The 14,100-nt window shown below is 73.3% G+C and carries 11 protein-coding genes; 7 read left to right on the top strand and 4 right to left on the bottom strand.

The window, feature by feature from the left end:
* The 7 genes from AB4039_RS32170 to AB4039_RS32140 all read left to right on the top strand — a co-directional run.
* Positions 1-1,913, top strand: a 1,913-nt coding sequence (locus tag AB4039_RS32170; protein WP_442272423.1) for a DNA translocase FtsK, incomplete at its 5' end; no start/stop codon positions are given.
* 208 nt (positions 1,914-2,121) lie between these two features.
* The gene (locus AB4039_RS32165) at positions 2,122-3,018 is read left to right on the top strand and encodes a helix-turn-helix domain-containing protein (protein WP_266844077.1); all 897 of its coding nucleotides are present in this window, start codon (positions 2,122-2,124) and stop codon (positions 3,016-3,018) included.
* 124 nt (positions 3,019-3,142) lie between these two features.
* The gene (gene rimO, locus AB4039_RS32160; protein WP_266842743.1) at positions 3,143-4,636 is read left to right on the top strand and encodes a 30S ribosomal protein S12 methylthiotransferase RimO; all 1,494 of its coding nucleotides are present in this window, start codon (positions 3,143-3,145) and stop codon (positions 4,634-4,636) included.
* Positions 4,633-5,289: a CDP-diacylglycerol--glycerol-3-phosphate 3-phosphatidyltransferase gene (pgsA, locus tag AB4039_RS32155; protein ID WP_266842744.1), complete on the top strand. Its 657-nt coding sequence runs from the start codon at positions 4,633-4,635 to the stop codon at positions 5,287-5,289. The genes rimO and pgsA overlap by 4 nt, the downstream gene beginning before the upstream one ends.
* 86 nt (positions 5,290-5,375) lie before the next feature.
* Positions 5,376-5,855 (top strand): nicotinamide-nucleotide amidohydrolase family protein, encoded by a 480-nt coding sequence (locus AB4039_RS32150; protein ID WP_266844078.1) that lies wholly within the window; start codon positions 5,376-5,378, stop codon positions 5,853-5,855.
* A gap of 109 nt (positions 5,856-5,964) precedes the next feature.
* On the top strand, positions 5,965-6,345 hold the full coding sequence (locus AB4039_RS32145) for a helix-turn-helix domain-containing protein (RefSeq protein ID WP_266842746.1): 381 nt from the start codon (positions 5,965-5,967) through the stop codon (positions 6,343-6,345).
* 193 nt (positions 6,346-6,538) lie between these two features.
* Complete coding sequence (locus AB4039_RS32140) at positions 6,539-6,832, top strand: hypothetical protein (protein ID WP_442272424.1); 294 nt, start codon at positions 6,539-6,541, stop codon at positions 6,830-6,832.
* Here the strand turns inward: AB4039_RS32140 and AB4039_RS32135 are convergent.
* The 4 genes from AB4039_RS32135 to AB4039_RS32120 all read right to left on the bottom strand — a co-directional run bounded on the left by AB4039_RS32135 (position 6,780) and on the right by AB4039_RS32120 (position 14,033).
* Positions 6,780-7,547: an SDR family oxidoreductase gene (locus AB4039_RS32135; RefSeq protein WP_266842747.1), complete on the bottom strand. Its 768-nt coding sequence runs from the start codon at positions 7,545-7,547 to the stop codon at positions 6,780-6,782. The two genes, AB4039_RS32140 and AB4039_RS32135, sit on opposite strands and share 53 nt — an antisense overlap.
* 36 nt (positions 7,548-7,583) lie before the next feature.
* A complete protein-coding gene (locus AB4039_RS32130) occupies positions 7,584-8,438 on the bottom strand; it encodes an Fpg/Nei family DNA glycosylase (protein ID WP_442272422.1) in 855 nt (284 codons plus the stop codon).
* Between the two features lie 108 nt (positions 8,439-8,546).
* Positions 8,547-9,263: a hypothetical protein gene (locus AB4039_RS32125; RefSeq protein ID WP_442272421.1), complete on the bottom strand. Its 717-nt coding sequence runs from the start codon at positions 9,261-9,263 to the stop codon at positions 8,547-8,549.
* A 180-nt stretch (positions 9,264-9,443) separates the two neighbouring features.
* A complete protein-coding gene (locus AB4039_RS32120) occupies positions 9,444-14,033 on the bottom strand; it encodes an ATP-dependent helicase (protein WP_442272420.1) in 4,590 nt (1,529 codons plus the stop codon).
* Positions 14,034-14,100 lie beyond the last annotated feature (67 nt).

Below are 14,100 nucleotides of genomic sequence, written 5' to 3'. Positions count from 1 at the left end.
ATCCCGCCGACGCCGCCGAGGAGGCGGCGCTGGCCCGGCGGCGCAGGCCGCGGCGCACCGCCTCACGGCCCGGCGGGCGGGAGATGGACGCGGTCGACGTGGCCGCGGCGGCCGCCGCCGCGCTGGACGGGGTGGTCTACGGGGGTCTGCCCCCGTCCCCGCTGGTCGCCGACCTCACCCAGGGGCTCTCCGTGGGGCGCGAGGGCGTCGAGGTCACCGCTCCGGTGCCGCCCGCCCGAGAGGAGCGGCCCGCGGCCGCCGCCTCCGGCTCTGCCGCCTCCGCCGCCTCCGTCGCGCCCGTCGTCCCGGCCGGGGCCGAAGCGCCGCACGAGCGCACCGCCGCGGCCTCCGGGACCCTGTCGGTGCCCGACCTGACGAAGGCCCCGCCGGAGGCCCAGCCGCTGCCGCCCCGCGCCGAACAGCTCCAGCTGCGCGGGGACATCACGTACGCGCTGCCCTCGCTGGACCTGCTGGAGAAGGGCGGGCCCGGCAAGACCCGCAGCGCCGCCAACGACTCGGTCGTCGCCGCGCTGACGAACGTCTTCACCGAGTTCAAGGTCGACGCGCAGGTCACCGGCTTCACCCGGGGCCCGACGGTCACCCGCTACGAGGTGACGCTCGGCGCAGCCGTGAAGGTCGAGCGGATCACGGCGCTGGCGAAGAACATCGCCTACGCCGTGGCCTCGCCCGACGTACGGATCATCAGCCCGATCCCCGGCAAGTCGGCGGTCGGCATCGAGATCCCGAACACCGACCGGGAGATGGTCAACCTCGGCGACGTGCTGCGCCTGGCCGACGCCGCCGAGGACGACCACCCGATGCTGGTCGCGCTCGGCAAGGACGTCGAGGGCGGCTACGTCATGGCGAACCTCGCGAAGATGCCGCACGTGCTGGTCGCCGGTGCCACCGGCTCCGGCAAGTCCTCCTGCATCAACTGCCTGATCACCTCGATCATGGTGCGGGCGACGCCGGAGGACGTGCGGATGGTGCTCGTCGACCCCAAGCGCGTCGAGCTCACCGCGTACGAGGGCATCCCGCACCTGATCACGCCGATCATCACCAACCCCAAGCGGGCGGCCGAGGCCCTCCAGTGGGTGGTGCGCGAGATGGACCTGCGCTACGACGACCTGGCGGCCTTCGGCTACCGGCACATCGACGACTTCAACCGCGCGATCCGGGACGGCAAGATCAAGCTGCCGCCGGGCAGCGAGCGGGAGCTGAGCCCGTACCCGTACCTGCTGGTGATCGTCGACGAGCTCGCCGACCTGATGATGGTGGCCCCGCGCGACGTCGAGGACTCGATCGTCCGCATCACCCAGCTCGCCCGCGCGGCCGGCATCCACCTGGTGCTCGCCACCCAGCGGCCCTCGGTGGACGTGGTCACCGGCCTGATCAAGGCGAACGTGCCCTCGCGGCTCGCCTTCGCCACCTCTTCGCTCGCCGACAGCCGGGTCATCCTGGACCAGCCCGGCGCCGAGAAGCTGATCGGCAAGGGTGACGGACTGTTCCTGCCGATGGGGGCGAACAAGCCGGTCCGCCTCCAGGGCGCCTTCGTCACCGAGGACGAGATCGCCGGGATCGTGCAGCACTGCAAGGACCAGATGGCGCCCGTCTTCCGGGACGACGTGACCGTCGGGCAGAAGCAGAAGAGGGAGATCGACGAGGAGATCGGCGACGACCTCGACCTGTTGTGCCAGGCGGCAGAGCTGGTGGTCTCCACCCAGTTCGGCTCCACTTCCATGCTCCAGCGCAAACTGCGCGTGGGCTTCGCGAAGGCCGGTCGGCTCATGGACCTGATGGAGTCCCGGGGCGTGGTCGGTGCGAGCGAGGGCTCCAAGGCGCGTGACGTCCTGGTCAAACCGGACGAACTCGACGCGATCCTCGCGGTGATCCGAGGCCAGGACGCCCCCTAGAACGGGGGTCCGTCCGGCTCACCCGACCGTATGGGATCGGCGGGCAACCGTTTCCCCCCGGCGTGCGTCAAGTTGAGGGAGGCAGCGGCGGGTGTTCCCGAAGCCATTCGGATGGCGTAGGGAGTGCACCCCTCCGGTTGCCCCACCCTTTCGTCACCCCCCTAGACTGGGAAGCCAGCAGGTGGCTACACGCTCGAAAGGCGCCCTCGTGTCCATCGGCAACTCCAACTCCCCCGAAGAAGAGCGTCCTTCGACCGACGGCCGGTCCGAGGACCGCATCGTCGAACCTTCCGTCGAAGGACCGTCCATCGGGACGGCCCTCAAGAAGGCCCGGATCGCCGCCGGGCTGACAGTCGACGAGGTCAGTTCCACCACCCGCGTGCGCATCCCGATCGTGCACGCGATCGAAGAGGACGATTTCACGCGGTGCGGCGGCGACGTCTACGCCCGCGGTCACATCCGTACGCTCGCCCGCGCCGTGCACATCGATCCGGCACCCCTGGTCGAGAGCTACGACGCGGCCCACGGCGGCCGGCCGGCACCCACCCCCGCCGCGCCGATGTTCGAAGCCGAGCGGATCCGACCCGAACGGCAGCGGCCCAACTGGACCGCCGCCATGGTCGCCGCCATCGTCGCCGTGATCGGCTTCGTCGGCTTCACCGCCTTCAGCGGCGGCGACGGTCAGGCCAAGCGACCGGTGGCGGAAGGTTCCGCCGCCCCCAAGCCCGCACCCAAGCAGCCCGCGGGCAAGCCGGCCGCCCAGCCCCAGCAGACCCCGTCGGCGCCCAAGCCGGAGCCCTCCGACAGCGCCATCGCCGCGGCCCCCAAGGACCTCGTCACCGTCGTCCTGACGGCCGACACCGGCGAGAGCTGGATCTCCGCGAAGGACCACAGCGGCCGGCTGCTCTTCGACGGAACCCTCGCGCAGGGCGAGTCGAAGACCTTCACGGACAAGGAGTCCGTGGACCTCGTGCTCGGCGACGCCGGGGTCGTCAAGCTGTTCGTGAACGGCAAGGAGATCAAGGAGCGCTTCCAGGCCGGTCAGGTGGAACGTCTCACCTACACCAAGGACGACCCGCGCCAGGGCCAGGCCCAGGCGGGCTGACCAGCACGGAATAGAAAGTTCCAGATCCCCGGGATCCCGTGCGGCACCTGCCGCCGGCCCCGGGGATCTTGTTCTGGGGGGACTTGGGCGGGGGCCCGCGTCCGGACGAAGTAGTCTTGAGTCCATGCCCGAACGCCGTACCGTCGCCCTTGTCACTCTTGGCTGCGCCCGTAACGAGGTGGACTCGGAGGAGCTCGCAGGCCGCTTGGCGGCGGATGGCTGGGAGCTCGTCGAGGACGCCGCCGACGCGGACGTAGCCGTCGTCAACACCTGTGGCTTCGTCGAAGCCGCCAAGAAGGACTCCGTAGACGCCCTGCTGGAAGCCAACGATCTCAAGGATCACGGCAAGACCCAGGCCGTCGTCGCCGTCGGCTGTATGGCCGAGCGCTACGGCAAGGAACTCGCCGAAGCGCTCCCCGAGGCCGACGGGGTCCTCGGCTTCGACGACTACGCCGACATCTCCGACCGCCTCCAGACGATCCTCAACGGGGGCATCCACGCCTCCCACACCCCGCGCGACCGGCGCAAGCTGCTGCCGATCAGCCCGGCGGAACGCCAGGACACCGCCGTGGCCCTGCCCGGACACGCCCAGGAGCCCGAGGCCGCCCCGGCGGACCTCCCCGAGGGCCTCGCGCCCGCCTCGGGTCCGCGCGCCCCGCTGCGCCGCCGGCTCGACAAGAGCCCGGTCGCCTCGGTCAAGCTCGCCTCCGGCTGCGACCGGCGGTGCTCCTTCTGCGCCATCCCGTCCTTCCGGGGCTCCTTCATCTCCCGGCGCCCCAGCGACGTGCTGGGCGAGACGCGCTGGCTCGCGGAGCAGGGCGTCAAGGAGATCATGCTGGTCTCCGAGAACAACACCTCGTACGGCAAGGACCTCGGCGACATCCGCCTGCTGGAGACCCTGCTGCCCGAGCTGGCCGAGGTGGACGGCATCGAGCGCGTCCGCGTCAGCTACCTCCAGCCCGCCGAGATGCGGCCCGGACTGATCGACGTGCTCACCTCGACCCCCAAGGTCGTGCCGTACTTCGACCTGTCCTTCCAGCACTCGGCCCCCGACGTGCTGCGCGCCATGCGCCGTTTCGGTGACACCGACCGCTTCCTGGAGCTGCTGGACACCATCCGCAGCAAGGCCCCGCAGGCCGGCGTCCGGTCCAACTTCATCGTCGGCTTCCCCGGCGAGACGGAGTCGGACTTCGCCGAGCTGGAGCGTTTCCTCACCCACGCCCGCCTCGACGCCATCGGCGTCTTCGGCTACTCCGACGAGGACGGTACCGAAGCCGTCGGCTACGAGAACAAGCTGGACGCGGACACCATCGCCGAGCGCCTCGCGCACATGCAGCGGCTCGCCGAGGAGCTCACCTCCCAGCGCGCCGAGGAGCGGATCGGGGAGACCCTGGAGGTGCTCGTCGAAACGGTCGTCCCGCTGGACGAGGCCGAGGAGGGCGAGGGCGCCTACGGGCGCGCCGCCCACCAGGCGCCCGAGACGGACGGGCAGGTGGTCTTCACGGACGGCACGGGCCTGGTGCCGGGGCGTATCGTCACGGCCAAGGTGGTCGGAACCCTGGGTGTGGACCTGGTGGCGGAGCCCCTGGACCTGGAGCTTGAGGAGGAGGCCGGATGACCGGAGTCCCGGCATCGGCGGCGGGCGGGACCGGCCGCCGGCCCGCGCCCGGCGCGAAGCTCGGGACTGCGGCCGTCAATCAGGCCAGCCTCTGGAACATCGCCAACATCCTGACGATGATCCGGCTCGTGCTCGTGCCGGGATTCGTCCTGTTGCTGCTCGCCGACGGGGGCTACGACCCCGTCTGGCGGGCGCTGGCCTGGGCGGCCTTCGCCGTCGCCATGATCACGGACATCTTCGACGGGCATCTGGCCCGGACGTACAACCTGGTCACGGACTTCGGGAAGATCGCCGACCCCATCGCCGACAAGGCGATCATGGGGTCGGCTCTGGTGTGTCTGTCCTGGCTCGGCGACCTGCCCTGGTGGGTGACGGGGGTGATCCTCGGGCGTGAGCTCGGGATCACGCTGATGCGCTTCTGGGTGATCCGGTACGGAGTGATTCCGGCCAGCCGGGGCGGCAAGCTCAAGACCCTGGCCCAGGGCACCGCCGTGGGCATGTACGTGCTCGCCCTGACCGGGCCGCTGGCGACCATGCGGTTCTGGGTGATGGGGATCGCCGTCGTGCTGACCGTGGTCACCGGCCTGGACTACGTCCGGCAGGCCGTGGTGCTGCGCCGGGCCGGACTGGCCAAGGAGCGGGCCGCGAAGTGACGTACGGGGCGGGGGACGCTCCGGAGACCTCCGGAGCGGCGGAAGACGCGGCGGGCACGGCCGGCGTGGCCGGGGACGTGCTGCGGATGCTTGCGGAGCGTGACCAGACGCTCGCGGTGGCGGAGTCGCTGACCGGCGGCCTGGTCGCCGCCGAGATCACGGCGGTGCCGGGGGCCTCGCGCTCCTTCCTCGGCTCGGTCACGGCGTACGCCACTGAACTCAAGCACCGCGTCCTCGGGGTGGACGCGGCGCTGCTCGCGGCCGAAGGCGCGGTGAACGCGCAGGTCGCAGCCGAGATGGCGGCCGGAGTGCGCCGCCTGACGGGGGCCTCGTGGGGGATCGCGACCACCGGAGTGGCCGGTCCGGACCCTCAGGACGGACAGCCCGTGGGCACGGTTTTCATCGCCGTGGCGGGTCCGGCGGGCAGGAAAACGGCCCGGCTGCGGTTGAACGGCTCCCGGGCGGAAATTCGTAGGGAGAGTGCACGGACAGTGCTCGAACTCCTCTCAAGCGAACTCCGCGAGAATCTGCGGGGGCAGGATACGGAACGGAACGGGGGGATTTGATGTTTGCAGCCCTGAGTGAACACGACATCGCTCCCCGCACGGCCGCGGCGCGAGGCGGTACGGTGGGGCGTGAAGGTTACGGCTACACGGTCAGAGGAGGGAGCCACCGATGATTCTGCTCCGTCGCCTGCTGGGTGACGTGCTGCGTCGGCAGCGCCAGCGCCAGGGCCGTACTCTGCGCGAAGTCTCCTCGTCCGCCCGAGTTTCGCTCGGCTATCTCTCCGAGGTGGAGCGGGGGCAGAAGGAGGCATCCTCCGAGCTGCTCTCCGCGATCTGCGACGCGTTGGACGTACGGATGTCCGAGCTGATGCGCGAAGTCAGTGACGAGCTGTCGCTGGCGGAGCTTGCGCAGTCGGCCGCCGCAAGCGAACCGGTGCCGACACCGGTGCGCCCGATGCTCAATTCGGTTTCCGTGGCCTCGGTCACGGGCGGACCGGAGCGGGTGACCATCAAGGCACCCGTGGAAGCGGTGAACGTCGTCGCCGCTTGAGCGCGAGTCAAGCATGTGAGCGTGGCGGGAGCCCCGGAGGGTGCGTGAGCACCGGCCGGGGCTCTTTGCCGTCCGGGGGCCGGCAGGACGACGCGGCGGGCGTTCTGGGTGCGGGGGCCACGGTCCTGCGGGAGGATGGGCGCGTCCGGGATCCGGCCCTCCCCCAGACTCCGTCCGGGGGTACCCCGTGGAGGTGGCCGTGCGGCGGTTGCTCATACCCCTCGCCCTGGCGGTGGGCGTCCTGTGGTGGTGGGCCGTGCTGCGGCTCGCGCTGGTGCCGGAGGCCGCCGGGCCCGTGGAGGGCGCCGTCGCGGTGGGCGGATGGGGGCTGGGGCTGCTGCCGGTCCACTGCACGGGGCAGATACCCGTACGCAGGGCCCGGGCGGCGGCGGCGGGGGCGGCCGGGGCGTCGGTCGCCGGGGCGGGGAAGGGGCTCACCAGGGCATCGATACTCCGCCGTTCGGACGAAGGATCTGGCCCGTCATGAAGGACGAGGCGTCGCAGGCCAGGTAGAGCACCGCCTGGGCGATGTCCTCGGGCTCCCCGACCCGGCGCAGCGGGGACATCCGGACCATGGCCTCCTCCGTCCGCTGCTGGACCTCGGAGCCGTGCCGGCCGGTCATGGGGGTGCGGATCCATCCCGGTGCGACGGCGTTGACGCGGATGCCGTGCGGGCCGGCCTCGGTCGCGAGGGTCTTCGTGAGCTGGACCACGGCGGCCTTGGCCGCGCTGTAGCAGAGCAGCCCCGGCTGGGCGGCGTCCACGGCGCCGGAGGCCATGGTGACCACCGAGCCGGGGCGGCCGGCGGCGATCATGGCGCTGACGGCCTCCTGGCAGGTGCGCAGCACCCCTTTGAAGTTGATGTCCAGGATCCGGTCGAGGTCCTCGTCGGTGGTTTCCAGGACGCTGCTGGTGTGCATCACGCCGGCGATGGCGGCGGTGATGTCCAGGGGCCCGGCCGCGGCGACGGCGGCCCGCAGTGCGGCGCGGTCGGTGACGTCGAGGGGGTGGGCGGTGGCGGTGCCGCCGCCCTTGGTGATCAGAGCGGCGGTCTCCGCGAGGCCCGGCTCGTCGCGGTCCGCGCAGTGCACGACGGCGCCGGCGCGGGCGAGGAGGAGGGCTGTGGCGCGGCCTATCCCGCTCGCGGCTCCGGTGACGAGCGCGGTGCGGCCGGTGAGGTCGTACGGGCTGGGTGTGGGCATGCAGGGACCGTACGAGCGGATCTGACGACCCGTCAACTAGTCCGTCGGGGTCGGGTCCGGGGCCGGGTCCGGGGCCGGATCCGGGGTGGGGGCCGGACCCGGCTGGCAGCGGGGGCACCAGTACGCCGGGCGGCCCTCCTGGGCGGCCTCGCGCACCGGGGTGCCGCAGCGCAGGCAGGGACGGTGGGCGCGGCCGTAGACGAACAGCTCCCGGCCGGGGCGGCGGCTGCCGGTGGTGTTGCGGCGCCGGGGCCGTGCGGGGTCGCCGGTGTTCGCGGCCAGCAGCCGCTGCGCGGCGGCGGCCAGGCGGGGGAGGGTGGCCGGCGGATCCGGGAGGTCCCCGACCGGGGTCCAGGGGGTGACCTGGGCGAGGAAGCAGAGCTCGGCCTTGTAGATGTTGCCGATGCCCGCCAGGTTGCGCTGGTCGAGCAGGGCCTCGCCCAGGGGCCGTGCGGCGTCGGCGAGGAGGTTGGCCGCGGCTCTGTCGGGGTCCCAGTCGGGGCCGAGCAGATCGGGGCCGAGGTGGCCCACCACGCGGTCCTCGTCGGCGGTGCGGAGCAGTTCGAGGACGGGCAGGCGGTAGCCGACGGCGGTGGCGTCGGCGTTGGCCAGGATCGCCCGGATCTCGTGGGCGGGGCCGCCGCGCCACTTCTGGCCCGGGGCGAAGACGTACCAGGCGCCGTCCATGCGCAGGTGGCTGTGGAGGGTGAGGCCGCCGTCGAGGCGGGTCAGCAGGTGCTTGCCGCGCGGGGTGACGTCGAGGACCGTGTGCCCGGTGAGGTCGGCGGTGGCGAAGCGGGGGACGCGCAGGTCCGCGTGAGTGAGGGGCTTGCCCGCGAGCGCGGCGTGCAGACGGGCCGCGACGCGGTGGACGCTGTCTCCTTCGGGCATGCGGCCATTGTCGCGCCGTCCGGCCGGGGAACGCGGAACCCCCCGGGCGGGGTGGCCGCCGCAGGGGGTTCGCGGATCAGGAGGCGTGAGGGCCCGACGGGCCGCTCATCACTTCCAGGTGAGGCCCTTCTGGGGCGGGGAGGCGAGGTTGTTGTACGGGTCGCCCCAGTACTCGGCGCCGGTGACCTTGGTCCCGGTCGGCGCGAGGGCGATGGCGCAGCCGGTCTGGGTCTGGCCGTTGGTGAAGCCCTTCGGCAGGGATTCGGCCGGGCACTTGTCGAACTTGCCGGCGACGAGCAGGGTGTCGGACTCGCTGCCGCCGTCGAGCAGACCCTTCATGTGGCCGACGCTGGCGAAGGACAGGTCCGTCGTGCCGGTGTTCTTGACCGTGTAACGGATGTAGAAGGGGGTCTTGCCCTTCACCTTGTCGGCGACGTTCAGCGTCGACAGGTCGGCCGGGCTGCCCGCCTCGACACCGGTGACGGTGAGGGCGATCTGGCCGCCCTTGTTGCTGCCGTAGCTGAACGGGACCGTCGCCGCCTCGCCGATCTTGAAGGCCTGGCCCGACTTGGCCACCGCGCCGCTGCCGCCTGCCGCGGGCGCGCCGGTGGAGCCGTCGTAGCCGCCCGCGGACGGGGAGCCGGCCGGGGAGCTGGCGTAGCCGGAGGGCTGGCCCGCCGGCTGCGAGGGCTGGCCCGCCGGGGCGGACGGGGCCGCCGGGGCGACCTCCTCGTTGCCGTCCTTGCAGCCCGTCAGGACCAGGCTCGCGGCGACCGCGAGGCCGGCCGCGATCACGGTGGTCTTGCGCATGCTGATGGTGCTCACTTTTCTTCTCCCCCATGACTGTGCACCGCCAATGCGGTGCCTGTGATCATCTTGATAAGGCATGGATAAGCGTCAGGGCCAGCTCAGGAGCGGTTGGCAGCGGTTTCGTGACATGGCCAAGACATACGTGGCCGAGTCGAGACTGGAGCGAGTCCAAGCCGTTTCCCCGCGAGGGGCGGCCTAGTTGCGCAGGCGCAGCCCCCGTGGGGTCGCGTGGAAGCCGGCCGCTTCGAGGGACCTGCCGAGCGGGGAGGTCAGGGCCGGGGCGGCGTTGACGCGTTCCACCGTCAGGTCCGGGAGGGTGCCCGCGCGGGAGGCGGTCACCAGGGCGGACGTCGCCGCCGCGAGGCGCGGATCGTCGGCCTCCGGCCAGGCCAGCAGGGTCTTGCCGCCGCGCTCCAGGTAGAGGGTGAGCTCGCCGTCGACCAGGACCACCAGGGAGCCCGCCTTGCGGCCCGGCTTGTGGGTGGCGCCGGCCGGGGGCTCCGGCCAGCCCAGGGCCGCCCCGTACGCGTTCGCCGGATCGGCCGCGGCCAGCACCACCGCGGCCAGCGGCGGCGGGGTCCGCTCGGCGGCCCGCAGGCGGTCCACCGCGCCGTCCATCGCGAACTGGGCCGCGCCCAGGCCCTCCACCACGTACCCCCGCCTGGCCTGCCCGCTGTCCTCGAACGCGGACAGGATCCGGTACACCGCACTGAACCCGCCCTCGACCCCCTCCGCCGCCACCGCCCCGCGGGTGACCACGCCGTGCCGGTCCAGCAGGGTCCGGGCCAGCGCGTGCGCCCGGTGCGTCGGGTCGGGGGCGGGCGGGGGCAGCAGTGACCAGCGGCCCGAGACCGTGGGCGGGCCCGTACGGGAGACGGTGGCGCTCAGGGTCCCGTACCGGCCGCGCGGCACCGTACGGCGGGCGCGGTGCGCGGTGGCCCCCGCCGTGCGGCCCGAGCCGAGCAGGGAGCGCAGCGGGGCCAGGGTGTCGTTCGTCACGCGGCCCGACCAGGCCAGGTCCCACAGGGCCGAGGACAGCTCCAGGTCGGAGGCGTCCGGGAGCCCGCCGCGGACCTCTTGCGCCAGCTGCCGGAAGAACAGGGCCCGCCCGGAGGAGAGGGCCTCCAGCACCCCCTGGTGCAGCGGGGACGGCTCCAGAGGGTGCGCCGGGGGCAGTAGCAGGGGGGCCGCCTCCGCCAGGTAGAGGGAGATCCAGCCGTCCTTGCCCGGCAGGGCGCCGGCTCCCGCCCACACCACCTCGCCCGTCGTGGTCAGCTCGTCCAGCAGCGCCGGGGAGTACCCGGCGACCCGCGAGGGCAGGATCAGCCGCTCCAGGGCCGAGGCCGGCACCGGCGCGCCCTGGAGCTGCTCGATGGCGCGGGCCAGGCCGTCGATACCGCGCAGCCCGCCGCCCAGGTGCTGCCACTGGGGCAGGAAGGTGGCCAGCGAGGCCGGCGGGACGGGCTCCAGTTCCTGGCGGAGCGCGGCCAGCGAGCGGCGCCGCAGCCTGCGCAGCACCGTGGCGTCGCACCACTCCTGGCCGATGCCCGCCGGATGGAACTCGCCCTGCACCAGCCGGCCCGGCGCCGCGAGCCGGTGCAGGGCGCCCTCCGTCACCGCCGTGCCCAGGCCGAAGCGGGCGGCGGCGGTGGCGGTAGTGAACGGGCCGTGGGTGCGCGCGTAGCGGGCCAGCAGATCGCCGAGGGGGTCCTTGACCGGCTCGGTGAACGCCTCCGGGACCCCCACCGGCAGGGCCGTGCCCAGAGCGTCCCGCAATCGGCCGGCGTCCTCGATCGCCGCCCAGTGGTCCGCGCCGCCGATCCGGACCCGGATCGCCCGGCGGGCCGCCGCCAGGCCGGGGGCCCATCCGGGCTCGGCGCCCCGCTCCGCCAGTTCGGCGTCGGTCAGCGGGCCCAGCAGGCGCAGCAGGTCGGCCACGGACTCGGCGTCCTTGGCCCGGCGGTCGGCGGTCAGCCACTGCAGCTCCCGCTCCAGCTCCTCCAGCACCTCGGCGTCGAGCAGTTCGCGCAGCTCGGCCTGGCCCAGGAGCTCGGCCAGCAGCCGGGAGTCCAGCGAGAGCGCCGCCGCGCGCCGCTCGGCGAGCGGCGAGTCCCCCTCGTAGAGGAACTGGGCGACGTACCCGAACAGGAGGGAGCGGGCGAAGGGGGAGGGCTCGGGGGTGGTCACCTCGACCATGCGCACGCGCCGCGCCTCGATGTCCCCCATCAGCTCCGTCAGGCCCGGCACGTCGAAGACGTCCTGGAGGCACTCCCGTACGGCTTCCAGCACGATCGGGAACGAGCCGAACTCCGAGGCCACCTGGAGCAGTTGCGAGGCCCGTTGGCGCTGTTGCCACAACGGGGTGCGCTTGCCCGGACTGCGGCGCGGCAGCAGCAGCGCGCGGGCCGCGCACTCGCGGAACCGGGAGGCGAACAGGGCCGACCCGCCGACCTGGTCGGTGACGATCCCGCTGACCTCGCCCCGCTCGAAGACGACGTCGGCCGCGCCGAGCGGCGCCTGTTCGTCGTCGAACGCGAAGTCCGCGGGGCGCGAGGGGTCGTGGTCGAGGAGGTCCACGGAGAGCAGGTCGGCGTCCGGCAGGCGCAGGACGATCCCGTCGTCGGCGTGCATGACCTGGGCGTCCATGCCGTACTTCTCGGCGAGGCGGGCACCGAGCGCCAGCGCCCAGGGGGCGTGCACCTGGGCGCCGAAGGGGGAGTGGACCACCACCCGCCAGTCGCCCAGTTCGTCGCGGAACCGCTCGACCAGGATGGTCCGGTCGTCCGGTACGTGGCCGCAGGCCTCGCGCTGCTCGGCGAGGTAGGCGAGGACGTTCTGCGCCGCGCGGGCGTCCAGGCCGGCCGTCAGCAGCCGCAGCCGGGCGTCCTCCTCGCTGAGCCCGCCCAGCTCGCGCAGGAACGCGCCGACCGCACGGCCCAGTTCGAGGGGACGGCCCAGCTGGTCGCCCTTCCAGAACGGCAGCCGGCCCGGTACCCCGGGGGCCGGGGTGACCAGGACCCGGTCGCGGGTGATGTCCTCGATGCGCCAGGAGGTGGTGCCCAGGGTGAACACGTCGCCCACGCGGGACTCGTAGACCATCTCCTCGTCCAGCTCGCCGACCCGGCCGCCGCCCTTCTTGGGGTCCGAGCCGGCGAGGAAGACTCCGAAGAGTCCGCGGTCGGGGATGGTCCCCCCGGAGGTGACCGCGAGCCGCTGGGCGCCGGGGCGGCCGGTGACCGTCCCCGCCACCCGGTCCCAGACCACCCTGGGTCTGAGTTCCGCGAAGGCGTCGGAGGGGTAGCGGCCCGCCAGCATGTCCAGCACCGCCGTGAACGCCGATTCCGGCAGCGCCGCGAAGGGCGCCGCCCGCCGTACCAGGGCGAGGAGGTCGTCCAGCTGCCAGGTGTCCATCGCCGTCATCGCGACCAGCTGCTGGGCGAGGACGTCCAGCGGGTTGGAGGGGATGCGCAGGGACTCGATCGCCCCGGTGCGCATCCGCTCGGTGACCACGGCCGCCTGGACCAGGTCCCCGCGGTACTTGGGGAAGACCACCCCCGTGGAGACGGCGCCCACCTGGTGCCCGGCGCGGCCCACGCGCTGGAGGCCGGAGGCCACCGAGGGCGGCGACTCCACCTGGACCACCAGGTCCACCGCGCCCATGTCGATGCCGAGTTCCAGGCTGGACGTGGCGACCACGGCGGGCAGCCGGCCCGCCTTCAGGTCCTCCTCGACCAGGGCCCGCTGCTCCTTGGACACCGAGCCGTGGTGCGCGCGGGCCAGCAGGGGAGGCGCCCCGTGGGCCGCGCCGGACTGGGCCATGATCTCGGCGGGCGGCGCCCCCGGGGGCAGGGCCTCGCCCACGGCCCGCTCGTAGGCGATCTCGTTGAGCCGGTTGCAGAGCCGCTCCGCGAGACGGCGGGAGTTGGCGAACACGATCGTCGAACGGTGGGCCTGCACCAGGTCCGCGATCCGCTCCTCCACATGCGGCCAGATCGACGGCTTGTCACCGCCCTCGCGGCCCTCGGTGGCGGGGGAGCCCCCCAACTCGCCCATGTCCTCGACGGGCACGACCACCGACAGGTCGAACTCCTTGTCCGAGGGGGGCTGCACGATCTCCACCCGGCCGCGCGGGGCGAGGTACCGGGCGACCTCCTCCACCGGCCGGACCGTCGCCGACAGCCCGATCCGGCGGGCCGGGCGCGGCAGCAGCTCGTCCAGCCGCTCCAACGACAGGGCCAGGTGCGCCCCGCGCTTGGTCCCCGCGACGGCGTGCACCTCGTCCAGGATCACCGTCTCGACCCCCGCCAGCGCCTCCCTGGCCGCCGAGGTCAGCATCAGGAACAGCGACTCCGGGGTGGTGATCAGGATGTCCGGCGGTCTGACGGCCAGCGCGCGGCGCTCGGCGGGCGGGGTGTCCCCGGAGCGGATGCCCACCCGGATGTCCGGCTCGGGCAGGCCCAGGCGCGCCGACTCCTGCCGGATCCCGGTCAGGGGGCTGCGCAGGTTGCGCTCCACGTCCACGGCGAGGGCCTTGAGCGGGGACACGTACAGCACGCGGCAGCGCTTCTTCGGCTCGGCGGGCGGCGGGTCCGCGGCGAGCCGGTCGAGGGCGGCGAGGAAGGCGGCGAGGGTCTTGCCGGAACCGGTCGGAGCCACGACGAGCACGTCCGAGCCCTCCCCGATCGCCCGCCATGCGCCTTCCTGCGCGGCGGTGGGCGTACGGAAGGCCCCCGTGAACCAGGATCGGGTCGCGGGGGAGAACGAGTCGAGCGCAGCGCCTGCCATGCCCCCATCGTGCACCCCGCCACTGACAACGCACCGGACCTGCGCGGACGCCCCCGGCGGCGGCGCG

Origin of the sequence: Streptomyces sp. M-16 (assembly GCF_052114405.1) — a bacterium.
Taxonomy (GTDB): Bacteria; Actinomycetota; Actinomycetes; order Streptomycetales; family Streptomycetaceae; genus Streptomyces.
Note: the sequence above shows the minus strand (reverse complement) of the source record. Positions and strands in the feature narration are given on the sequence as shown.

Bases quoted from the DNA above. Each gene is read 5' to 3' on its own strand.
- rimO (WP_266842743.1), top strand. From the start codon at position 3,143: ATGCCCGAACGCCGTACCGTCGCCCTTGTCACTCTTGGCTGCGCCCGT.
- pgsA (WP_266842744.1), top strand. From the start codon at position 4,633: ATGACCGGAGTCCCGGCATCGGCGGCGGGCGGGACCGGCCGCCGGCCC.
- AB4039_RS32150 (WP_266844078.1), top strand. From the start codon at position 5,376: ATGCTTGCGGAGCGTGACCAGACGCTCGCGGTGGCGGAGTCGCTGACC.
- AB4039_RS32145 (WP_266842746.1), top strand. From the start codon at position 5,965: ATGATTCTGCTCCGTCGCCTGCTGGGTGACGTGCTGCGTCGGCAGCGC.
- AB4039_RS32135 (WP_266842747.1), bottom strand. From the start codon at position 7,547: ATGCCCACACCCAGCCCGTACGACCTCACCGGCCGCACCGCGCTCGTC.
- AB4039_RS32130 (WP_442272422.1), bottom strand. From the start codon at position 8,438: ATGCCCGAAGGAGACAGCGTCCACCGCGTCGCGGCCCGTCTGCACGCC.
- AB4039_RS32120 (WP_442272420.1), bottom strand. From the start codon at position 14,033: ATGGCAGGCGCTGCGCTCGACTCGTTCTCCCCCGCGACCCGATCCTGG.